General features: G+C 52.2%; 16 protein-coding genes. 8 read left to right on the top strand and 8 right to left on the bottom strand.

The window, feature by feature from the left end; all coding sequences use genetic code 11:
* Window positions 1-66 precede the first annotated feature (66 nt).
* From HOO88_06170 to HOO88_06155, 4 genes are read left to right on the top strand one after another with little or no spacing between them, the layout of a single operon-like run.
* A complete protein-coding gene (locus HOO88_06170; GenBank protein ID NOU36337.1) occupies window positions 67-888 on the top strand; it encodes an LpxI family protein in 822 nt (273 codons plus the stop codon).
* Between the two features lie 13 nt (window positions 889-901).
* The gene (locus HOO88_06165; GenBank protein ID NOU36336.1) at window positions 902-1,969 is read left to right on the top strand and encodes an SGNH/GDSL hydrolase family protein; all 1,068 of its coding nucleotides are present in this window, start codon (window positions 902-904) and stop codon (window positions 1,967-1,969) included.
* A 5-nt stretch (window positions 1,970-1,974) separates the two neighbouring features.
* The gene (lpxB, locus tag HOO88_06160) at window positions 1,975-3,114 is read left to right on the top strand and encodes a lipid-A-disaccharide synthase (protein NOU36335.1); all 1,140 of its coding nucleotides are present in this window, start codon (window positions 1,975-1,977) and stop codon (window positions 3,112-3,114) included.
* Window positions 3,115-3,128: 14 nt separating this feature from the next.
* Window positions 3,129-4,181: a class II aldolase gene (locus HOO88_06155; protein ID NOU36334.1), complete on the top strand. Its 1,053-nt coding sequence runs from the start codon at window positions 3,129-3,131 to the stop codon at window positions 4,179-4,181.
* Window positions 4,182-4,218: 37 nt separating this feature from the next.
* Here the strand turns inward: HOO88_06155 and HOO88_06150 are convergent, their stop codons facing one another.
* From HOO88_06150 to HOO88_06130, 5 genes are read right to left on the bottom strand one after another with little or no spacing between them, the layout of a single operon-like run.
* Window positions 4,219-4,935, bottom strand: a complete 717-nt coding sequence (locus HOO88_06150) for a class II aldolase/adducin family protein (GenBank protein ID NOU36333.1) — start codon at window positions 4,933-4,935, stop codon at window positions 4,219-4,221.
* An 18-nt stretch (window positions 4,936-4,953) separates the two neighbouring features.
* Window positions 4,954-6,000, bottom strand: coding sequence for an alcohol dehydrogenase catalytic domain-containing protein (locus tag HOO88_06145; protein ID NOU36332.1), 1,047 nt, complete (start codon window positions 5,998-6,000; stop codon window positions 4,954-4,956).
* Window positions 6,001-6,010: 10 nt separating this feature from the next.
* Complete coding sequence (locus HOO88_06140; protein NOU36331.1) at window positions 6,011-7,363, bottom strand: hypothetical protein; 1,353 nt, start codon at window positions 7,361-7,363, stop codon at window positions 6,011-6,013.
* A 20-nt stretch (window positions 7,364-7,383) separates the two neighbouring features.
* Window positions 7,384-8,193, bottom strand: a complete 810-nt coding sequence (locus HOO88_06135; protein ID NOU36330.1) for a glucose 1-dehydrogenase — start codon at window positions 8,191-8,193, stop codon at window positions 7,384-7,386.
* Between the two features lie 19 nt (window positions 8,194-8,212).
* Window positions 8,213-9,478 carry an L-rhamnose isomerase gene (locus HOO88_06130; protein NOU36329.1) on the bottom strand — a complete coding sequence of 422 codons (1,266 nt, stop codon included), beginning with the start codon at window positions 9,476-9,478 and terminating at the stop codon, window positions 8,213-8,215.
* Between the two features lie 99 nt (window positions 9,479-9,577).
* Here HOO88_06130 and HOO88_06125 point away from each other — a divergent pair, with 99 nt between their 5' ends.
* A complete protein-coding gene (locus HOO88_06125) occupies window positions 9,578-10,444 on the top strand; it encodes a helix-turn-helix domain-containing protein (protein ID NOU36328.1) in 867 nt (288 codons plus the stop codon).
* A gap of 94 nt (window positions 10,445-10,538) precedes the next feature.
* Window positions 10,539-12,059 carry a sialate O-acetylesterase gene (locus tag HOO88_06120; GenBank protein ID NOU36327.1) on the top strand — a complete coding sequence of 507 codons (1,521 nt, stop codon included), beginning with the start codon at window positions 10,539-10,541 and terminating at the stop codon, window positions 12,057-12,059.
* 78 nt (window positions 12,060-12,137) lie between these two features.
* Here HOO88_06120 and HOO88_06115 read toward each other — a convergent pair whose 3' ends face one another.
* From HOO88_06115 to HOO88_06105, 3 genes are read right to left on the bottom strand one after another with little or no spacing between them, the layout of a single operon-like run.
* A complete protein-coding gene (locus HOO88_06115) occupies window positions 12,138-14,825 on the bottom strand; it encodes a hypothetical protein (protein ID NOU36326.1) in 2,688 nt (895 codons plus the stop codon).
* Between the two features lie 4 nt (window positions 14,826-14,829).
* Window positions 14,830-15,912 (bottom strand): hypothetical protein, encoded by a 1,083-nt coding sequence (locus HOO88_06110; protein ID NOU36325.1) that lies wholly within the window; start codon window positions 15,910-15,912, stop codon window positions 14,830-14,832.
* A gap of 11 nt (window positions 15,913-15,923) precedes the next feature.
* Complete coding sequence (locus tag HOO88_06105) at window positions 15,924-18,347, bottom strand: hypothetical protein (GenBank protein NOU36324.1); 2,424 nt, start codon at window positions 18,345-18,347, stop codon at window positions 15,924-15,926.
* A 151-nt stretch (window positions 18,348-18,498) separates the two neighbouring features.
* On the opposite strand from HOO88_06105, the gene HOO88_06100 reads away from it, so the two are divergent.
* A complete protein-coding gene (locus HOO88_06100; protein NOU36323.1) occupies window positions 18,499-19,671 on the top strand; it encodes a DNA-binding transcriptional regulator in 1,173 nt (390 codons plus the stop codon).
* Between the two features lie 105 nt (window positions 19,672-19,776).
* Window positions 19,777-22,569: a beta-phosphoglucomutase gene (gene pgmB, locus HOO88_06095; protein NOU36322.1), complete on the top strand. Its 2,793-nt coding sequence runs from the start codon at window positions 19,777-19,779 to the stop codon at window positions 22,567-22,569.
* The last annotated feature ends 18 nt before the right edge of the window (window positions 22,570-22,587 follow it).

Here is a 22,587-nt window from a genome sequence, read left to right as displayed (position 1 = left end):
CCGATGGTTTCCAAACCCTGGAGAAAAAAGTTTCAAGGAACGTAAACTTCTGCCATTTTCCCTGTCATGAATGAAACACCCGAAACACTGGCTCTGATTGCCGGACGGGACGACTACCCGTTACGGCTTGCCTGCGCCGCCCGCTCCCGCGGCGTAAAACGTATTATTGCCATTGCTTTCAAAGGAGAAACCAGTCGCGGGATCGCGCAAGTTGCCGACGAAGTCATTTGGCTGCGCGTCGGTCTGGGGCCGATGCTGGACGTGCTGAAGACGTGCGGTGCCCGGCACGCGGTCATGGCCGGTCAAATCAGCCCTGCTAACATTTTTCGTCTTGGACTGGATAGGGCACTTCTTGAACTTCTCAAAAGCCTGCCGGTCAAAAATGCACACACGGTTCTCGGCGGTATTACCGCCGAAATCGAAAAGACCGGGGTAAAGGTGCTGCCGGCCAGCTCTTTCATGCAGGACTATATGCCGGCAGCCGGACTGCTTACAGCCCGTTCACCGGATGCGCGTGAGCTTAACGATATCCAGATCGGTCGCCGCGTTATCAAAGACACCAGCCATCTGGATATCGGGCAGACGGTCGTTGTGAGAGAAGGGACGGTTCTTGCTATTGAAGCATTTGAAGGCACTAATAAAGCGATTCGGCGCGGCGGGAAGCTCGGCGGACGCGGCGCAGTTGTCGTTAAGGTTCCAAAGGCCGGACACGATATGCGCTTCGACATTCCGATCATCGGAATGAAAACCTTGCGCTCAATGATAAAAAGCGGGGCAACCTGTCTGGCTTTGGAAGAGAGTGGCGCTATTCTGATTGAAAAAGAGGCCGTGGTAAAAAAAGCAAATGCCGCAGGAATAAGTATTGTTGTATTAAAGAGAATTGAGTGAGGAAATGACAACAATGAAAAAGCTGTTTGGTGTGTTGTTGGTTGTTGCTGTTCTGGTTTGCCGGGTGTCAGCAGAAGACCTGAAGGTGTTATCGCCAGCCGATCCGGCAATCCGCTACGTCGGCCGTTTTACCGATGACTATCAATTTGGCTGGAGCGGGAGCCAGATCGAAACCATTTTCACCGGCTCAGAAATTTCTGCCACATTGGAACTCTCAGGCGGCAGTAAAGTTGGAATTACCGCCGTAGTAGACGGTAAAGAAAACTTCATCCTCGTGATCCCGGAGAAAAGCACCTATCCGATTGCTTCAGGGTTAGCCGCTGGAGAAAAACATCACATTCTCTTATTCCGGCGCAGTGAAGGTGCTCTTAGCGGGAAAGGAGTCGTTCGTTTCGGTGGTTTTGGTGCGTCGACGGATGGCGCTTTTTCCGCGCCTGCGCCCCGTCAGCACAAGCTGCTGGTTCTCGGCGACTCGATCACCTGCGGGTACGCCAACGAAGCCGCAGCTCAACAGGCAAATAATACAGTTGAAAACGAAAACGGCTATCTGTCCTATGCGGCCATCGCGGCCCGGTCTCTCGATGCGGATCTGATGATGGTCTGCTGGTCCGGAAAAGGTATGTACAGGAATATTGGTGCGGAGAATTATCTGGAAGATACGATCCCGGATCTTTTCGATCGGACTCTGCCGGCTTCAGCCACTCCGGCCTGGAACCATTCGCAGTTTGTTCCGGATGTCATCGCCATTAATCTGGGCACGAACGACGCCGGCACGAATAGCGGCAAAGAACCTCTCAAGAAGGAGGATTATGTCGATGCAGCCTGTCGCTTAATCAAACGACTTCGCGCGGATGCTCCGGGTTCAAAGATTATTCTGAGTATCGGTCCTATGAGGTATGACCCTGTGCAGAGTTGGTTGTCTGAGATTGCCGCGCAGTTCGACAACGTATCCGTATTGATCTATTCCAAGTATGCTGGCTCAGATGATCAGGGTGGAAAAAGTTTTCACCCCAGCGTTAAAAAACATCGCGAAATGGCGGACGAGCTGGCAGCGAAGGTTCGCGAGATAACCGGTTGGTAAAAAGAATGTCAGAAAATGTGAAATCCATTCTGGTCATAGCAGGCGAAGATTCCGGTGACATGCATGCGGCGGATGTGATCCGTGCGCTTCGGGAAAAACGGCCCGATCTGACGTTCTGGGGAATCGGCGGCGACAAACTTCGTTCCGAAGGCGTCGAACTGTTGCATGACACGAGGGAAATGGATGTGCTCGGCATTGCCGAAGTGCTGAAACGCTATCCGTTCTTCAAGCGGACATTTTCAGAAATACTGGCTGAAGCGGATCGGCGCAAACCGGTTGCCGCTCTGCTGGTTGACTATCCGGGCTTTAACCTGCGCCTTGCTGGCGAGCTCAAACGGCGCGGCATCAAAGTTCTTTACTATGTCTGCCCGCAGGTCTGGGCGTGGAACCGCGGACGTATTCCGAAGATGGCGAAGATTATTGACCGGCTGATGGTTATTTTTCCGTTTGAAGTCGATGTGTTTAAGGGCGTTGATCTGAAAGTCGATTTCGTCGGACATCCGATGGTGGATGAACTGCGCGAGTTCCGGACGAAAGATCCGGAGCCGCTGCCATGGAACGGTAAAAAGAAAATCGCTCTGCTGCCCGGAAGCCGGAAACAGGAAATTATTTACATTCTGCCTCCGCTGCTCGAAGCGGCGCAACTTTTGGAACAGTCGCGTTCCGACGTGTCGTTTTTGATTCCGGTTCCGGAGCGCCGCCTTGCACTGGTCGAATCCATCTTGCAAAAAACGGGTAAAGCACCGCGCAATATTTCCATTCTGTCCGGCAAGGCGCGCGAAGTGCTCAAACAGGCCGACGCCGCCTTTGTCGCCTCCGGCACAGCGACGCTGGAAGCCGCGCTGTTGCGCTGTCCGACTGTGCTGGTTTATCGCGGAGGTTTTTTGAACTATCTGTTTGCCCGTGCGCTGATCCGCATTCCGTGGCTCGGTATCGCCAACATTGTTTCCGGCAAAGAAATTATGCCGGAGAGGCTCCAGCAGCACATGCGTCCGATTGAACTGGTCGCAACCATTGATCCGCTGATGAACAGTACACCGGTGCGCGCAGCGATGATTGAAAAATTCCAAGCCTTGGAAAAAATGCTTGGCTCCGGACGTCCTGCCGGCCGTGTTGCGGAAATTATTTCAAATGAACTCAACTGATTTAGGAGAACACGATGGACAGTCTAACGACGATAACGGAACTCTCGCATGAATTCGGTGGCGCTGATTATGTGAAGGGCGGAGGCGGAAACACCTCTTGTAAAAATGCGGAGACGCTTTGGATTAAACCTTCCGGCACCACGCTGAGCGGACTGCAACCCGAAACGTTTGTTGCAATGAACCGCCATAAAATCAATGCGCTCTATGCGGTGAAAACGCCCGCCGATAAAGCCTCACGCGAAGATCTGGTGAAAAATGTGATGGCCGATGCCGTGATGTCCGGTTCATCTGGACGTCCATCTGTTGAAGCGCCCCTGCACAATGTGTTCAATGCAACGTTTGTGGTGCATACCCATCCGGCGCTCGTCAACGGCATGACGTGTGCAAAAAACGGAAAAACAGTTTGCGCCAAACTTTTTCCGGAAGCGCTTTGGATTGGTTACATCGACCCCGGTTATACACTTTGTATGCACGTTCGCACCGAAATTGAAACGTATCGTGCCGCTCATAATCGCGAGCCGTCCGTTCTTTTTCTCGAAAATCATGGTGTTTTTGTTGCGGCCGATACAGCCGGTGAAATTCGCGGGCTTTACGCAAACGTCATCGGAACCTTGAAAGCGGCGTATGCCAACGCAGGTGTTCCAACCGAACTGCTCGTGGGCAAGCCGACTGCCTGCGGGATTGAAAACGTGAAACGTCTGCTGGACGGCGAAAGTGTCAGTATTGCCTTTTCCGGTCGGTTTGCTGTGGCGGATGGCCCGGTGACGCCGGATCACATCGTCTATTCAAAGTCCTATCCGTTCACTGGAACGCTGACAGAAGAACACATCGCCGCTTTCAAAAAGAAACACGGATATTCTCCGCGCGTTATTGTGGCGGACGGTGCCGTATTCGGCGCAGGCGCTTCGCAGAAGTCGGCTGATCTTGCGCTGGTTTTGGCACAGGACGGTGCGCTGGTTCAGCAACTGGCTGAGGCTTTCGGCGGACTTCAGTTTATGACAACCGGCGCACGCGAGTTTATTGAAAACTGGGAAGTGGAATCTTACCGCTCCAATCAGATGAAATAGACTTCCAGTTTCAGGAGCAAACGCCCCAGTCATGCTCTTATTCGAAGTACATTCCTTCAAGTGTTTTATGCACGCCAGGCGCGCCGAACATGGGGCAATTACGAGCCCGCATTACATTTCCGAGTCCCTTGACGGCTTCGTGTGTAAGCTCTTTTAACTTCCCGCCGGTCGCAAGCGCTTGAAGGATGGAGTACGCAGACATTTCCAGCAGTTCGACGTTCATCATGGTGTAGTCGATCGGTTCGGGACTCATGGTTACCAGTCCATGATTTTCCATCAGAAAGCTGTTATATTTTTGGATTACCGGACTGAAGTTGTCAGCCAGTTTTTGTGTCAGCGGTTCGGCGTACGGAACAACCGGCACCGGACCGACTTCGTGGGTCGTTTCCGGGAAAAAGGGTCTCATCAACAGGTTCGGGCCGTCCATAATTGCAAACGAGCCGACGTTGGGCGCGTGACAATGAATCACAGAGACGATGTCCGGGCGTTCTTCAAAAAATTTGAGATACATCGGACGTTCACCGGTCGGACGGCGTTTGCCTTCGACTGTTTCACCTTTGCCGTTAATAAAAACAACATCTTCTTTCTGAATGTCGCCTTTATTCATCATGGTTGGCGTGATCAGGATGAGGTCTTTTTCAAGCTTCCATGCGGCGTTTCCACCGAAACCGGTGACGTACATGTTGGCGGCCAGTTTGTGGCAGACCTTGAGGAACTTTCCGACTTCGGCTTCGTATTTTTTCAGCAGGGACATAGGATTCTCCTTAACAGATTACGGTTTGATAATAATTTTCATCGAGCCGGACGCGCGGTCGAGCTGGGTGGCCATCGCTTCTTTGAAGTCAGCCAGTTTGAATGTATGAGTGATCAGCGAATTACCGTCAACCCGTCCGTCGGTGAGCATTTCCGCCGCTTCGATATAGTCGCGCCGGACGGAGCTGTTGGCACCATGCAGGTGGAGTTCATCGTAGTGGATCAGATTGACATTGAGAGGCTCCATCGGAGCTTCTTTATTCATTCCGGCAAAGAGCGAAAGATGTCCGTCGCGGCGGAGCATTTGCATACCGATCGGTACGAGCGCTTTTTCCGAAGCGGAAAGAATTACCGCACCGGCACCGACGCCGTTAGTGTGCTTGCGAATCCATTCGACCGGATCGTTTTCTTCCAGATTGACGATGTGGTCAACCGGCAGGCCGAGTTTTTTGATGATATCGAGTCGCGGCTGAGTGCGGTTCATCACAATCACTTCCTTGGCGCCGCGCGCATGAGCTACCAGCGCGTTGAGAACGCCGATGACGCCCGCGCCGAAAATGACAACAGTGTCCATTTCTTCAATCGGCATGCAGCGCAGACCGTTGACTGAGCAGCTGAGCGGTTCAAGCAGAGTGCCGACTTCGGCGGACATGCTGTCAGGAATCGGAATCAGGCAGCCCTGATCAACGCCGGCTTTTGGCATAATCATGTATTCGGCAAAGCCGCCGTTAAATGCATAGCCGATTGCTTTAAATGTGTTGTCACACAGGTTCTGACGGTTCGCTTTGCAGGGCGGGCAGTGGCCGCATCCGATGACCGCCTGAATTGCGTAACGTCCGCCGACCTTAACGCCGGTAACTCCCGCGCCGAGTTCGACGACCGTTCCGGCAATTTCGTGCCCGATGATTTGAACAGAAATCGCTTTTTCGCCGCGCAGTACGCGCTGGTCGGTGCCGCACAGCGCGCAGGCATCGACTTTCAATAGAACTTCACCCGCTTTGGGCGACGGCGTCGGAACTTCGCCGACTTCAACAATCCCTTTTCCTTTAACCAATGCAGCTTTCATTGTTCTCCTTTTAAATTTTCCATGAGCCGGTTTTGACTGAATCAAAAATAATGCCGTGTGCGGCTTTGGTTCCGAGTGCGCGTAACGCGTTGCCGATTCGTGCGTCAACCGGCGGCAGCGCGCCGACGGCGGCGAAGAAGTCATTACGCGCTTTGCGGGTTTTAAATTCGCTGACTGCGGAATCGCTGACGTAGGCGAAATCGGCGAAACGGGCGCAGATAGCGTGACCGACGAGAATCTGTGCGCCACGGATGAAGCTTTGCTTGAATTCGCTCAGCACTGGGCCGGACAGATCGTCCACGAAGGGGAGCCCGCCTTTGTTCATTTCGGTGCCGATGTTGATCGGCAGATCCATTGCGTCGCAGAGCTGCACCACTTTCCGGAGGTTGGCGACTTTTACGGCCTTCTGATCCGCATCCTTAATGTTCCAGTTGCGATCCGGCACAATGCTGAAGCACTGTGTGCCTTTTGAAACGGAACATTCTAGAATTGCTTTGGCATCTTTTTCACCAGCGCTGGTTCCATCGAGCCATGATTCCATCGGGATGGCGTCACACGATTTGACCCACGCACAGAAATCTTCCATCAGCGGGAACGTTTTTTCGCTCGGCTGCTCGTAGCCGAAGCCGCCGCGCTTGGCCAGTTTGGAGCGGACTTTATCTTCCATCGTTGGGCGGTCTTTGATCAGAGCGGCGGCTTTTTCTTTGTCCATACCGAGCAGTTCGGCCCAGTAGGCGATGAGTTGTTCGCCGGCAAATTTCTGAAGCGATTTATTGACGTAGGCGGCGATGATGTGGCGCTCCGTCGCGCTACCGGTCGGAACCAGCGGGAGAACATCGGTAGTGTAGTTAATCGCGATATCCGGAACATGCGGATTGATGCGTCCGACAAGCGCGATATTGCGGTTCTGCGCATTCTGCCGGTAAGCGGCCAGCGTGACGGCCTGCGGCGAACCTTTCGGAAAATGTTTGGTGAAGCCGACGGCGTCGATGTAATGCACACCGGGTTCGCCGGGAGAGTCGATCTCCTTGTCAGCGTACTCGCGGTAAAAAACGCGGGTTTCGACGCCGACGTTGGTGCGCAGCCCGAGCAGTTCACCTGCGTGAAAGAACTCATCCATGCCGTCGATGACATCGAAGTCAATGATACCGGCAGAATAAAGGCCTTTTTGGCGGCAGCCCCAGGCAACGTGCGAGGGCGACCAGTTTTCGGCATTGTAAGAAAAGAAGGTGTGAATGTGCATGTTGACATTCTCACCGGTGGCAGCGGGCGCAGGCCCGGTAGTGATCAGTGTTTTTAGTGCTTCAAGACGTTTCGCCGGATCAAAGGAGTCGAGTTGTTTTTCCAAGGCTTGGAAACTCATGATGAAAAAACCTTTCTGTATTAAGCGCGGGATTTTCCGCCGGAGACGTTGACAACGGTGCCGTGGATGTAGCCGCCGCGCTCCGAGGCGAGGAAGCAGACGGTGTTGGCAACTTCGCTCAGTTTTCCGGAGCGCTGAAGCGGAATCGATTTCTCGGAATAGTTGGCGCGCATTTGTTCGACAGTTTGTCCGCGGGTATAGGCGAGGGCACGTTCATATTCTTCGGAACGCAGACCGGTTGCTTCGAGAATGCCGGGCGCCACACCGACGACGCGTACGCCGAGTTTGCCAAGTTCTTTGGCCCACGAGCGGGTCATGTTGTAGGTTGCGCCTTTGGTGGCGGCGTAAACGCTCTGGCCTTCCGAACCTTCGGATCCGGATTCAGACGCCATGTTGATGATCACACCTTTGCTTTCCTGCTTGAGCATGACGCGGGCGGCGGCCTGCGCACAAAAAAAGATGCCTTTCATATTGATCGCGACAACTTTGTCCCAGACGGCTTCGGTTAGTTCTTCTTTACCGGCCGGATCGACCAGCAGGCGCGGAATGTTGATTCCGGCGTTGTTGACGAGAATGTCGAGCCTGCCGTATTTGGCGACTACTGCGGCGACCAGAGCATCCACGCTGGCTTTGGATGTGACGTCGGTTTTGACGAACAGCGTATTGCCGGGCAGGGAGGCTGCGGCTTTTTTACCGGACTCTTCGGTGACGTCGGCAATGACGACATGAGCGCCGCAGGCGGCGAATTCTTCACAGCAGGCTTTACCGATTCCTGAGGCTCCGCCGGTAACGATGACGACTTTATCTTCTAAATTTAACCAGTCATTCATGGCCGTTTATCTTTTTAGATTATCCCCGTTTTGACTGAACCGTTTTTTCATAGGACACCATTTCCTGAATCCATGCGGTTCCGACCGGAACGTTTGCGCGGCGGCAGAGTTCATCCCAGACCGCTGCGAACGGCATGGTTTTAAATTCTTCCATTAAAGCCAGACGTTCGGTATTCCGACCGCAGGCCTCGTACTCATTCAATTTGGATGACGGGTCAAGTTGTGCATACAGGATCGCTTTGCGGGTGGCGCGGGTTCCGATGACGTAGGCTCCGACCCGATTAATGCTGGCGTCGAAGAAGTCGAGTGCGACGGTGACTTTATCCCAAGCATCGCCGCGCTGGATTTCAAGGAAGACGCTCTTCAGATCATCGTTGAAAATGACCACATGGTCGGAATCCCAGCGGATCGGACGGCTCACATGCAGGAGCAGTCTCTTCTGCGCCATCAGCTGGCTTGAAATCTTATCGTGAATGCCTTCGGTCGGGTGGTAGTGGCCCATGTCCATGCACAGACCTTTTCCACGGCTTTGTGCGTACAGGGTGTAAAACTCGCTGGAGCCGACTACATATTCTTCGCTGCCGATGCCGAAGAGTTTGCTTTCGACGAAATCGACGCAGAGATTGTTATCAATCGACGTGTCGGAAAAAATGGCATCGTAGGATTCTGCCAGACGGCGGCGCGGAGACCAGCGGTCGGCCGGAATATCTTTGCACCCGTCCGGAACCCAGAAGTTGAGGCTGCAGGGAGTTCCTTGAGCTTTGGCCATGGCTTCGGCGATTTTGCGGGCGCGCTTGCCGTGTTCGATCCAGAAATTCCGGATATCTTTGTCCTGATGGGACAGCGTGTAGCCGTCATTGGCTTTGGGGTGCGCATGAAAACTGGGATTGAAGTCCAGACTGATGCCCTGTTTTTTCGCCCAGTCCATCCAGCGCTGAAAGTGCTTTGGTTCCAGCCGGTCGCGATCGACGAATCCGTCTTCGAATTCCGCGTAGTAGGAATGCACATTGACCCGCTGGATGCCGGGGATCAACGAAATGGCTTTTTCTAAATCCGCCCGGGCTTCGGCACCGTTACGCGCCCGGCCGGGGTAATTTCCAGTCGCCAGAATTCCGCCGCCGCTGATGCCTTCCTGCGATTCGAAACCTACGTTGTCATCGACCTGCCAGCAGTGCAGAGAAATCGGAGTTTTAAGTGAGGCTTGAATAGCCTTTTCAGTATCGATGCCCCATTCATTGTATTGAGACCGGGCCGTTTCGTAAGCGGAGGATGAAATGTTTTTCATGGGGCGGGGTTCCTTTCCTTGCATATCTAGGGACAAACAATATACCTCATGAATGATTAGCGCCTTGAATGAGAGGCCAATTAATAGGATTATTCGGCCATGAAGATTTTGACAAACAGAAGCTATTTCCGGGACGAAGATTTTCCTCTGGCTGTAAACATACGGGATCCTCAGCCGGAATTTCCTCGTCATAGCCACCAGTTCCACGAGCTGGTTTTCATTACTCGCGGTTCCGGTACGCATCAGGTCGGCGACTCCAGCAGTCCAATCCGGGCTGGCGACGTATTTGTGATTCCGGATTCTCAGGAGCATGAATATGTGAATCGCAACGATCTGGCGCTGATTAATATTCTGTTCGATCCATACAGCCTGGGCCTCAGCGCCGGAGATATCGGAAAAATTCCCGGCTTTCATGCCATGTTCAATCTGGAAATCGGGCGGAGCAGTGATAAGGCGCGTCTGGCCGGGCATCAGCATCTTCTGCCGCACCAGATGGAAAAGGCCAAACGCATGATTCAACAGATTGCAGATGAGCTGACGGCCAAGCCGGTCGGGTTCCAGCGGATGGCAGTAGCATATTTCACCCAGCTGGTCATTTTTCTTTCGCGCCGGTATGAAGAGACCCCCGGAAAGTCGTCTGAGGAGCTTCTGCGCATCGGAAGGGTCTTGGCTTATATTGAGCAGAACTATTATAAAAAAATCACGCTGGCGGAACTGGCGGGAACCGGCCACATGTCGGAGAGAAATCTTCGACGTGTTTTTCTGGCGACCATCGGCATTCCGCCGAGCCAGTACATTCTACAGATTCGCATCGCGCATGCGGCGTCACTGATCGAATCCACAGCTCAAAGCATCACGGAGATTGCCTTCAGTTGCGGATTTGAAGACAGTAATTATTTCAGTCGGCAATTCCGTGTGATGATGAATCAAAGCCCAAGAGCCTATCGCAGTCATCAGATCGGCTGAGATATGGGTTTGCAAAGGATATTTAAAAATATTTCGCTTTTAGATAATTCAGCGGTCAAAGTTCAGCGGTCTTTAATTCAAATGGAGGGTTGTTATGAAGCGATGGGTGTTGTTGATGTGGTTAGTTTTCTCAACCCTGTTGGCTCTGGCAGGCGTTAACCCAGCGTCGGTTTTTACAGACAATATGGTGCTTCAGCGCGAAATGAAGGTTCCTGTATGGGGAACCGCTGCACCGGGTGAGAAGGTCGCTGTAAAGTTTGCCAGTCAGTCGGTTGAAGCGGTTGCAGACACCGCAGGAAACTGGCGGGTTGATCTGGCTCCGCTGAACACTTCTGCACAACCTGCCGAGTTGGTTATTACCGGCGCAAATTCTTCGATCAAATGCACCAATGTGCTGGTCGGGGAAGTATGGCTTTGTTCCGGCCAGTCAAACATGGATCACACGATGCGTATGCTCAAGCAGACCGAGGAGGAGCTTCAGGCTGCAACGAACTATCCGCTTCTCCGTCTTTTCAAAGTGGAACACAAAACCAATCCCGAACATCCTGAAGCATCCGTTAAAGGGACGTGGACTGCGTCAACCGCTGAAACAGCCGGTGAGTTTTCCGGAACAGGAACCTATTTCGGGCGGGCGCTTTGCCGTGAGCTTGGCGTTCCGGTCGGCTTGATTCATTGTGCATGGGGCGGTACGCCGGCAGAATCATGGACGAGTTGGAAAAAGCTCGAACAGCTTCCTTTCATGGAGGACAACCTGCGTGATTCATTGAAGAGACTGAAAAATTATACACCTGAATCGGCTCAGGCTGATTTCGATAAGAAACTGGCCGAGTGGCAGCAGAAAACTGCCGCTGGCGAAAAGGTTGGTCAAAAGCCGAAATTATGGAATCCGAATATTGACCCGTGGTATCCGGCATCGCTCTACAACGGTATGATCGCTCCGCTGATTCCGGCCGCGATGCGTGGTGTCATCTGGTATCAGGGCGAATCCAACGCCGGTCGGCATGAGCAGTATCGCGAACTCTTTTCTGCGATGATTCAGAACTGGCGTGATGTCTGGGGACAAGGAGACTTCCCGTTCCTGTACGTTCAGCTCGCCAATTTCATGAAGGTGCAAACCGGGCCGGTTGAAGGCCCGTCATCGAAATGGCCATACCTGCGGGAAGCCCAGACAAAGACTCTGAGCCTGACGAATACGGCTATGGTTGTAATTACCGATGTTGGTGATGCGAACGACATTCATCCGAGAGATAAAAAAACGGTTGGAGAGCGGCTGGCACTGGCCGCACGAGTCAAAGCATACGGTGAAAAAATTGTCTATTCCGGACCGCTTTGCCAAGGCTTGGAAATCAAAGGGGATAAAGCGATTGTTCGCTTGGATCATGTCGGTAGTGGACTTGCGGCCAAAGGCGACAAATTGACCGGCTTTGCAATTGCCGGTGAAGACAGGCAATGGCATTGGGCTGACGCGCAGATTGCCGCTGACACAGTGGTCGTCAGTTCGCCGGAGGTGAAGGTGCCGGCGGCGGTGCGCTACAACTGGGCCAACAACCCGATCGGTAACTTCTTCAATAAGGAAGGACTTCCGGCATCGCCTTTCAGAACCGATAACTGGTAAGACGGAAAGCCTCCAAACAATAGAAACTCCCGCTTGCACATTTTTTGACTTCTACCGTAGCCGATTTTCAATCGGCAGTTACTGGCATAGGAAAAAGGCAGGGATACCCGGTTTGAAATTCGCGCTAAAATCAGTGCAGTCTTCTGCGGTCAGTTGCGGGGAGGAATCGTCGAACCGATAGACTTTACTTGTTTTCGATGGCAGATGAATTTTCTTTGTTCCGCCAGTTGCGGATTGGATCATCAGAAAGTCTCCGCTGGCCTGAATAAAGTCAGGATTTTTGAAGTCAGTGGAAAATTCTTTATCATCCAGATAGAGGTGACACCCTGCTTTTTTAAAAAGTTCCCGCCACGCCAATGGAGGCAGTCCGGGTGATCCCAGATAGACCGATGTCCAGCCGTTCATTTCTTTGAGGGCGCAGGATGCTTTTCCGCCGGAGGTATACGAAGCAAATACGCTTGCCTGCGGATCGTTCACGGCTAGCCATGGGGCGTACGGTTGTGCCGGCTGAAGGCCAAACTGTTTTCCACCGAAGGTTTGTCCGCGCAAATCCGCCCGTAATGCGCCGTTAAATCGTGATTCAGGTGTAAATGGATCTTTTTTCAGCTCAAGGTTAATTCCGCAAAATCCTGTTCCGTCCGGGTTGATTCCTGTCGGGTCATAGATATTGAGTGTATAGCAGAAAATGATCATTTTCCCATCGCGCATAAAACGTTCTTTGAGAGCAGCCTGCTTCTCGGAAGTTATCCGGTACGGGTTAAGCAGAACGACGCATCGTACGCTGTCGGGAAGTTTGTCCAGATCTGATTGAATGTAGTAGCCGATGGATGCGTCGACCCGATTCAGGAAAAAGCGGATTTGGTAGAGCCAGCGTTCGGTGATGCCGTAGGCTTTGGTTTTTAGAAGGGTTATGTTGTCAGGATCCACGATGACAGCGACTTGCGGCTGAAACGGGGCTGCGGTTTTTGTTCGCTGTTGCATCCACTCCAGATACGGCTTGTACATATCCCATATTTTTTGATCGTTGAAACGGCCTTCGCTGAAAAGATTCTGCCATACGACCAGCTGATTATGCGTGATCGCTAAACCAAGATTGCGGCGTAGCACGGCGAGCGTTTCGGTCATGTTGGTCGTGCGGCTGGCATAGCCGGGAGCGATCACAGGAACCCATCCGTCTACCCCTTTGGGATCGTTGGCGAGATGTGTAAAGGTATCTTCCTCAAGCATGGCAATTTTTCCGTGACGATTGATGCCGTCGAACGGCGCATGCAAATCGACTGGCAGGCCGAAGCCGCGTCCGATCGGGCTATAGGAATAAGGCGCGCCAATGATGTCGACGTATGGGGAGCGATAGAGTTTTTCCAGACCCAGATGGCCTGCCTGCTGTGGCCAGTTTTCATCCCAGGCGAGTTCGAAAAGGTAGCCGTAGAAGGAGGCGACAAGACTCTTGTTTTCTGTAGATTCCTTGACCGTTTTGGCGAACCGGATGATGTTGTCGGCATTGGCCGTATTGTAAAAGAGGGAGAAATCGATTTCCCGTTGCTGAGTTTTTGGATCGCGAAATGCCCCGAAAGTACCCGTGTTGCGCTCTGCTTCGGATGGAATCAGGATGTCCTCATAGCTTTTGAGTGATTGGTTCCACGCCGTGTTGATGTTTTCGAGAGAAGTATATTTTTCTTTCAGCCAGCGAATGAAGCCCTGCCGGGTCACTTCGCTGTATCCGGCAGAGGTTTGCGGATCCCAGTAAACCCATTCGCCGGTTTGATGATAGATTAATGCGAGCCCGACAAATTGTTTTGCATAGGGTGAGCGCCGGATGAATTTGACGAGTTCCCGCAGGTTGTGGTCGGTGAATTTCTTCCAATGTTCGGAAGACTCGGATGCGAATCCGCCGATCTGTCCGTCAGCGTATTGCATCATTTCTTCAGGAAAGCTTTGTTGGTAGGCATTGCCCGGGCCGATCCAGACACGCGGCATAAAGTAGGCGTCAGGAAATTTTTTCATGAACCGCTCAATCACCTTGAGTTGTTCCGTATTGGATATCATGGACGGCAGATAGAGGTTAAAGGAGAGAACCGGAATGCCGGCAGCAACGACTTTGTCCATTTCTTCGAGGATATGGTCGTCGCGATTAAACTGGTTGTTGCCAAAATACATCGCTAACGGCTGGGTTTTCCCATTGATTTGCCAGAAGCATCCGCCGACGCTGTTCGTCAGAACTTTTGCTTCGGACGTTGCCTGTAGAGGTGTATCCATTACGCGTTCAAGAAGCATGTTCCGATAACTGATCTCTCCGGTAACCGATGTGGCGAGCAGTCGCAACTCAAGGCTGGCGACATTCTGTTGGACAGGAATTTCGAGCTCTAAGCGGGTTTGTTCTGTTCCCAGCATCCGGGCCGATCCACAGAGGCTTAACAGCCGGCCTTTTTCATCCAGTTGAGCGATCGCCAGACAGACATTTTGAGCGTTTAAGTTAAGGTCGAATGGTTTCAGCGCGTTTTTTCCCGCATCATCTTTAACACCTAAGGTCTGTACATCGGCTGAGAAAAGCAACAGTTCGCCTTCTTTAAACGGGCCGTTAATCTTCTGGGCGGCGTGCGCGGAAGGCGAACAGCGTTCGGGCGTCAGTTTTACAGTCTGATTGTCAACGTGTGCGGCAGACGATGGCAGCCCTTGTATGATCCAATCGTTGGAAAGCGGTATACTGGCTGCATTGCACCCTGAGCATATCAGCAGAGCAGTTAAGGCGCGGGGCGTTTTTTTCATCAATTTATTTCCAGTTTAAAGATTCGTCCAAAAATTTCCTGGCCGTTGATTCCGTATCAATGGTCGTTGTAATCATGGTTCCGGCTTGCCCGAACTCTTTAACAAAGGGCTCTATTTCATCGGCCGGAACATGATGAAGCATGGCGGATTTCCCGGCCGCATATACCGGTTCCCAAACACTTTTCCACCATACGCGATCGGCAGGATGAGGCTGTCCTGCGCCGGAACTCCATTGCACGGCCTTGATTTCCTTGATGGAGAGAACCTCCGGCAGGTGACGAACCGCATCCGGGCCATCTAAGTGGTAAACTGCATTGTCCACTCTGGCGGCCTGCTTCCGCAGATGCGGCGTAACGAATTCAGCAAACATATCAGGGGAAATCATGGCTGAAAAATCACATTGGAGTTTTGCTGTGCGGCCCGGCCCCCAGGCATTGAATGCCCAGTATGAACTGCTGCCGTCTTCCAGTTTTAACAAATCAAAAATCGGATCGTAGGCGTCAAAATAAATCTCATCGAGCTGATTTAGCAACCGGTGCAAAGCTTCCGGATAATCAATCAGGTGCATCAACATATCCTGAGGGCCGCAAAGTGCAGCGAGCGTATCCGCGCCTTCGATCAGATCGGGGATTGAGACGACAAACCGCCCTTCAGAGCGCTGTTTCTGACAGGCCAAAGCTTCCATCATCCACTGCCAGTAAAAATCGTTTTTATCCAGACGGAGGCCGGCAATTTTTTCCGGATCATTATGCTTTGCGTGATACCACACCGTTTCGACTTCAAAATCAACCGGGGTTCCCAGAAATACATTTAAACAGCCTGGACCCAAACACGGGGTTATATCCGGATAGACACAGCCGCCGAACCATGTTTCCGAAAACCATTTTTCACGCCGGGCAACATTACCTTGAAAATCAAGCCAGCGTTCCCGGTGGTTCGCAGGAGCCGTGGGAGCGTCGGGCACCGGCAGTGCAGTTTCCCTCGAAGCCCAGACACCCAACGCCCAGCGATCCTGAACTTCACCCTTCCACCAGCCGTCCAGCATGGCTTTTGCGGAATCCCAGTCCTCTTTAAAATACAGGCTCATGGATAATCTCTTTATATTTTTTCGGTCAGGGTGATTTTGCCCTGCTTGGTAACTTCCGTTTTTCCGCTGGGCAGAATAATCCGTAGAGGAATGCCGGCTGGTGCATTAACGGATAATTTGAATTCATTATTTTCAATTTTCCACTCGACGGAAACTTTTCCTTTGAGCGTTGGAACAGAACCGTTGGCGTATTGGAGGTCAAGCGGCTGCGGCTGAATGACTATTTCTTCAAAGCCGGGTTTGCCCGGTTTGACGCCGAGAACACCGCGCAGAAATTCAATCGTCGGGAAAGCACTCCATGCATGGCAGAGCGAGCGCCAATAGACAATGTCTTCGGCCCAGGTGCTGAAGCCACCGTCGATCATTTCCTGCCAACGTCCGAGCAGTTCCGGGAAGCGGTGATACTGTTCGGCGTCTTCCAGTGCGCGAACCATAAAATAAATTCCGAAGAAAGAGGCCGGATCGAGTTCTTTGTTTTCGAAAATGGCGGTTATGGCTCGACCAGCTTTTTCAGGTGTTGCAACACCAGCGTGGATGGCCCAGGCGTTGCCGTACTGGCTGGCATCAGGGCCGCCGGGGCAGTCTTCGTAGAGACCGCGCTCTTCGTTCCAGAACAGCGTGTTGATTTTCTGTGCGATGGTATCCGCTTCTTCCGCATACAAATTTTTACGTCCGGCGGCTTTTTCCAGTTTCGCAGCAACGCGCAGCGCGTGCAGATATTGCGAACTGATAATACAGGTCGGCCCGCGTTCCCAGCCTGGCGGCTGACCGCGATCCCAGCGCGGCGACCAGTCAACGGTGTTCCAGTGCGGCAGTTTTGCGGGCAGACCGCTCTCATCTTTGTGGCGGTCGAACCAGTCGAGAATGGAACGGATGCAAGGGAGCAGATCGCGAACCGTTTCCATGTCGCCGGTGTAATCGAAGAAGTCGGCGATCATGAAGATGTAATGAAGACTCCAGGACGGGATGACGACCGGCAGGGTGGCCGGGAACCGGCATTCGGTGATGCCTTCGGCTCGCAGAGACCATGAAAACTGATAGAGAGCCTGTTTGGTCAGCCGGGCGTCGCCTGTGGCGGCGAGGGCGAGCAGTGAGGTAATCTGGCTGTCGCCGGAATACTGCATCTGTTCGTAGTAAGGGCAATCCTCGAAGGTTTCGTGTGTGCAGAGCTGGAACGTGCGCCAGGATATTTTGTTTAGCTGTTCGAAAAACCGGGCGGAGCATTGAAAGTTATACAACGGCTCGAACGGATAAGAGGCGAAGCGGTAAACCAGCGGTTGCAGCGTCACCGGCGTGTCGGCTGTTTTGACTGTCAGTTTGACAAATTGGAACGTCCGCCAATGGAACGGTTCATAAATAAAATCGCGTCCGTCCGGATGAATTTCATCATACCATCCGGCAAGGGATCCTCTCCGATCCAACGTCCAGCCTGCTTTCTCACTGCCACTGCTCATGCAGGTAATGTTGGATGTGTCCAGACCCCGTCCGAGAATGTTGGCGTCTTCCACCGACCACGGCAGACGCAGCCCTTCGGCATACATGATTGTAATTTGTGAATTTTTTCCGCCGGAGATTCCAAGCATTGGAAACCCGCTTTGCAGTGCACCGGCATCCAGCATGATTTCGATGGAGCTGTTGCGCTCTATCGTGACAGATTGTCCGTTCAGCCAGTTTTTCCAGTTTGCCGGTGCTTCAGCTCCGCCGGGAAGAAAGATATCGGTAAACGGGCGTGGCGCACTTTCTTTCATCGGTGGAATCAATGTTTTGGTCAGTCCGTAGGGGGAGGGCGCATCACGATAATCTTCGAGTCGTGTGGCGGGATATAGCTGAGTCGCGGTATGCCAGTCGGAGTCGTTGAAATCAGGCTCGGTCCATTTTTCCGGCGCATGAGCGACATGAAGTTCCTCAAAATAACCGACGAATCCGCCGTGCGGGCAACCCCGGTTGTGAAAATACATGCTGGTGTCGATACTGATTTTCCAGCGGCTGTCCGTGCCGAGATCTTGCAGGCAGTTGCCAGCGCGATCTTGTATGGCCCCGTCGAGGATGAACCCGCCGGAGTGACTTATAATGGAGCAAGGCGCGCCAAGTTCCGGTGGATGACAGGTTACGGGTGAAAAATCCAGTACCAGCGCGGATAGAATATTCGTTCCCCGGCGCAGATAGTTGGTGAGGTCGTACGTTTCATAGAACTGGCGCTGGACATCGCCTTTGCCGACACTGCGCCCGACCACTATACCATTGATAAAAAGTTTATAGCGGCTGTCCGCAGATACGGCGACGTTAAGATTCAGTCCTTCAGTCTGATCCAGTGTAAACGAGCGACGAAAGCGACGAACTTCATAATGCGAAGGGGACTGTTCCAGCGGCTTTGTGTGGCTCTGTTCAGAGGACCATATCCAGTACGGCTGACCGCCAGAAAATTCTTTTCTCATAAATATCTCCTATATGGGTTAAATCGAGATCAAATAAAACATACGCGGTTATGAAAAACCATATTGGTTTCCGTATTTGGTTTAATGGTTTCGGTATTTTGGTTTTGCATCCGATTAGTCATAGGTGTACTTCTGAATTCGTATGGGCAAGATGCGTAAGATAGCTGTCGCAGTTCCGTGGCACGGGCACGGGCAAAATATTTTACTGGGCGTTTCAAAATTTGCGCAAAAACACCCGTTATGGACGCTGCATCTGGTGCAATCGGATTCACCAGTGCTTGAACAGGATCTTCGCCAATGGAACCCTGACGGCATTATTTCCGGAGTGGTTGATACAGAGGCCTCGACTTCTGAGCAGAGCTGCAATTACAAGCGGCCTTGGGTGGCGATTCTGATGCAACCGGATGACCCTGCGGTTCCTTTTGTAACCGTGGACGAAGACGCGATAAGCCGCATGGCCGCCAATTACTTTTTGGAACGGAAATTTAAACACTTTGCGTTTCTCGGTAATGATATGCATGAATTTTCTGTTCAGCGGGCGGAGGCCTTCCGTTATGCGGTGGAGGAGGCCGGATATGAATGTTCTGTTCACCTGTATCCGACCAAGGTGCATAACATTGATAAACGGACGTGCGAGGCCATTGACCGCAATAAGTTAAAATGGCTGAAAAATCTGCCGAAACCAGTGGCGGTTTTCGCCTGCAATGACTGGGAGGCCTTTCTGTTTATTCAGTTCTGCCGGCAGTACGATTTCCGAGTGCCTGAAGAGGTGTCGGTGATGGGCGTTGGAAATGATGAGCTGCTGTGCAACATCTCCAACCCGCCGCTGTCGAGTATCCGTGCCCCGTTTGAGCGGGTCGGTTATGATGCCGCTGAACTTCTGGAGCAGATACTGAATGGAAAGAAAGTAGCACAGAAAAAGCATTTTCTTCCGCCGATGGGGCTGGTCAGCAGGCAATCTACCGATGTATTGCAGGTTTCCGACCCGGTAGTGATCAAGGCGCTTCAATTTATTCAGGAGCATGTTTCTGAGCCGATTAAAGTCGAAGACATGCTGAAGTGCGTTTTCATTTCCCGCACTTTGCTGGAACGTAAATTCCGGACTGAGCTAGGCCGGACTCCGCTGGAGGAAATCCGCCGGCAACGGATACAGCGGGTCAAACAGATGCTGGCGGATACGAATTTTTCCATTACTGAAATAGCCGTCCTGTGCGGGTTCGGCAGTGACGTCCGGCTCAGCACGGTGTTTAAAGAGATCGCAGGCATTTCGCCGTCTGAATTCCGCAAAGAAGTGAAAACCCCTTCATCAATACATGGGTTCTGATGTTTGGAATTCATTAAATCAAATACGCGGAACGATATTCACGTCCGCATCGAATAGCGCAATAATCCTTTTATAAATCACCCAATAAAGGATTTTATGGCGCGTATGATTGAGAGAAATGGCGGGGCGGAGTGGCTCATTTGCGAATCTGTCTATCACCCGGCTAATGAACGGGTTGGTGGAACTCAGTTTTGCATCGGCAATGGTTTGATGGGACTGCGCGGCAGTTATGAAGAGCTGGGAACTAAAGAGGTTCAGGGGCTCTTTGCCGCAGGGGTATTCCGGAAGTCGATTGAAAGACAATTCTGCACAGCGGACACCTTCTGCCGTAAAAAATATATTTTTAACGAAGAGCTGATGCCGACACCAGAAGAGATTTATCTCATCCAGAATCTGCCGGATCCGCTCTATTGCAAAATCTGGATTGACGGTAAACCGTTTCGCATGTGGGACGGCTCCTTGCTGGAATACAACCGAACGCTTGATTTAAAAACAGGAACGTTGCATCGCACAGTTCGCTGGGACAATGGCGAAGGGAAGATCACCTCGCTTCATTTCCGCCGTTTTTGCAGCATGGCTCAGCGGCATCTGATCGCTCAGGAAATCAGCATTACTCCGGAGAACTGGTCAGGCGAAGTACGGATTGAAAGCGGCATTGATGCATCGCTGAATATCGAATACGTCGAGTCGGTTCTTCAGAATTCATCGTCCGGCCTATTGATGAAGTCAGTGGTCGTTAGTAGTGGTACGGACGTTTTCCAATGTTTGGAAAACCGGCTGTCGGTGAACGGAAAGCTTTTCAATGTCTGGGAAAATGAACTGCAGTTGCGCCGGTACAAAAAAATTGCCGTGATTCAAGTAAAGCAGGGCGAAACGCTGACGCTTGAAAAATTCAGCACCCTCTATTCAACACAGGATGAAAACCCTGAGCAGTCTGCGGTGGAACTCGCTCAAAAGAGTGCTGAGGCCGGGTTTGATGTCTGTCATGCCGAAAGTTCCAGAGCGTGGGAAAAATTATGGGAGCAGGCGGATATTCAGATTGAAGGCGATGTAAAAGCACAGCAGCGGATACGGTTTGCACTGTTCCATCTGATCATCGCATCGCCGCAGACCGACTCGCGTGTCAGTATCGGCGCCAAAGCGTTAAGCGGCCAAGGGTACAGCGGGCATGTTTTCTGGGATACCGACATCAATCTTGCGCCGTTTTATCAGTGGGTTTTTCCAGCATGGGGGGGGGCGCACTGCCGTTACCGCCGCCGGATGCTGGACGGAGCCAAGGCCTATGCGAAATCGGAAGGGCGTCCCGGCGCACGTTATCCGTGGCAAACCTCTATCGAAGGGTTTGAGCATGCACCGGTCGCCATCACCTGCAGCCGCACCCAGATTCATGTGACGGTCGATGTGGCGTACTGTGCATTGCGTTATGCTGATATTTCCGGCGATTTCCAATGGTTGGAAACCAAAGGCAAAGAGGTGGTGACCGAATGCGCTCGCTACATGGCAGAGCGCGTGATTTTTAATGCAGCCGAGGATCGTTATGAAATTCATGGGGTCGGCGGGCCGGACGAATATCATCCGGTGACCGATAACAATGCCTACACCAATTATCTGACTGCGTATGTTCTGTGCCGAGCCGCCAAGCTGAACGACCATCCGGTGGAAGCAAAAAAATGGCTGGAGATCTCAGAGAAAATGTACTGTCCGGTGGATGAAAAGACCGGACTGATTCCGCAGTGTGACGGTTTTTATGATTTGAAAGACACTTGGAATGTGACCGGCGGCGAGTGGGGCGGTCCCGGTGCTGAGTATCATGAGTGCAAGGGGATGAAGCAGCCCGATGTGATTCTGTTGCTGACGCTGATGCCGGAGAAGTTTGAGCGTAAGCATTTGCAGGCAAACTGGGACTATTACGAGCGGTTTATCCTGCACGGCTCTTCGCTCAGCCCTTCAATCCATGCGCTGGTCGCGGCAAAGCTGGGAATGCTGGATCGTGCGATGCACTATTTTGATCTCTCTGCCAATTTTGATTTTGTTGATTACAACAAAGACACCTATGCAGGGATTCATATCGGCAATTTTGGCGGATTGTGGCAGGCGTTGGTCTATGGGTTTGCCGGACTTGAACTGCATGGCGATACCCTGCGCTTTAATCCGCACCTGCCGGAAAACTGGAAATCACTCTCGTTTAACCTTTCTTTCCGTGGCGAGACATTGCGCGTCAAGGTTGCTGACGGACAAGCAACGGTGACGCCGCCGCCGGAGATTAAAGGTGTGCTGTTTGATCTCGATGGAGTGGTGGTGTTTACGGACAAATATCATTATCTGGGCTGGAAAAAGCTGGCGGATGAAAAAGGCTGGGCCTTTGATGAAGAGATCAATGACGGCTGTCGCGGTGTGCCGCGCCTCGCATCGCTTCAGGTTATTCTGGATCATAATAAGGTGGATATGCCGCTGAAGGAAAAAGAGCAGCTGGCCGATGTAAAAAACGAGTACTACAAAAAACTGCTGATGGATATCAATGACGGGGATCTTTATCCCGGCGTGATTGATTTGCTGAAGAAGCTTAAGCAGGACGGGCTGAAGCTGGCGATCTGTTCTTCAAGTAAAAATGCGCAGACGGTTCTCGATGCGCTGGATCTCAGCAAATATTTCGATGCGGTGATTGGCGGAAATGACATTGAAAACCCGAAACCCCATCCGGAAATTTTTCTGACCGGTGCAGGGCGGATCGGCCTAAGTCCGGAAGAGTGTGTAGTTTTTGAAGATGCGGAGTCCGGCGTCGCGGCGGCATTGGCCGCCGGCATGAAATGTGTCGGTGTCGGACCGCAGGAGCGTCTTGGCGCGGCGAATCTTTGTTTGACGGACTATTCCTCATTTGATGTAGCTGTGCTTGTGTAAGGCATGATCGTGACAGGA

The sequence above is a fragment of the Kiritimatiellaceae bacterium genome (genome assembly GCA_013141415.1).
Classification (GTDB): domain Bacteria; phylum Verrucomicrobiota; class Kiritimatiellia; order Kiritimatiellales; family Tichowtungiaceae; genus Tichowtungia.
The sequence above is the reverse complement of the archived record's forward strand: the minus strand, read 5'-3'. Positions and strand labels throughout refer to the sequence as shown.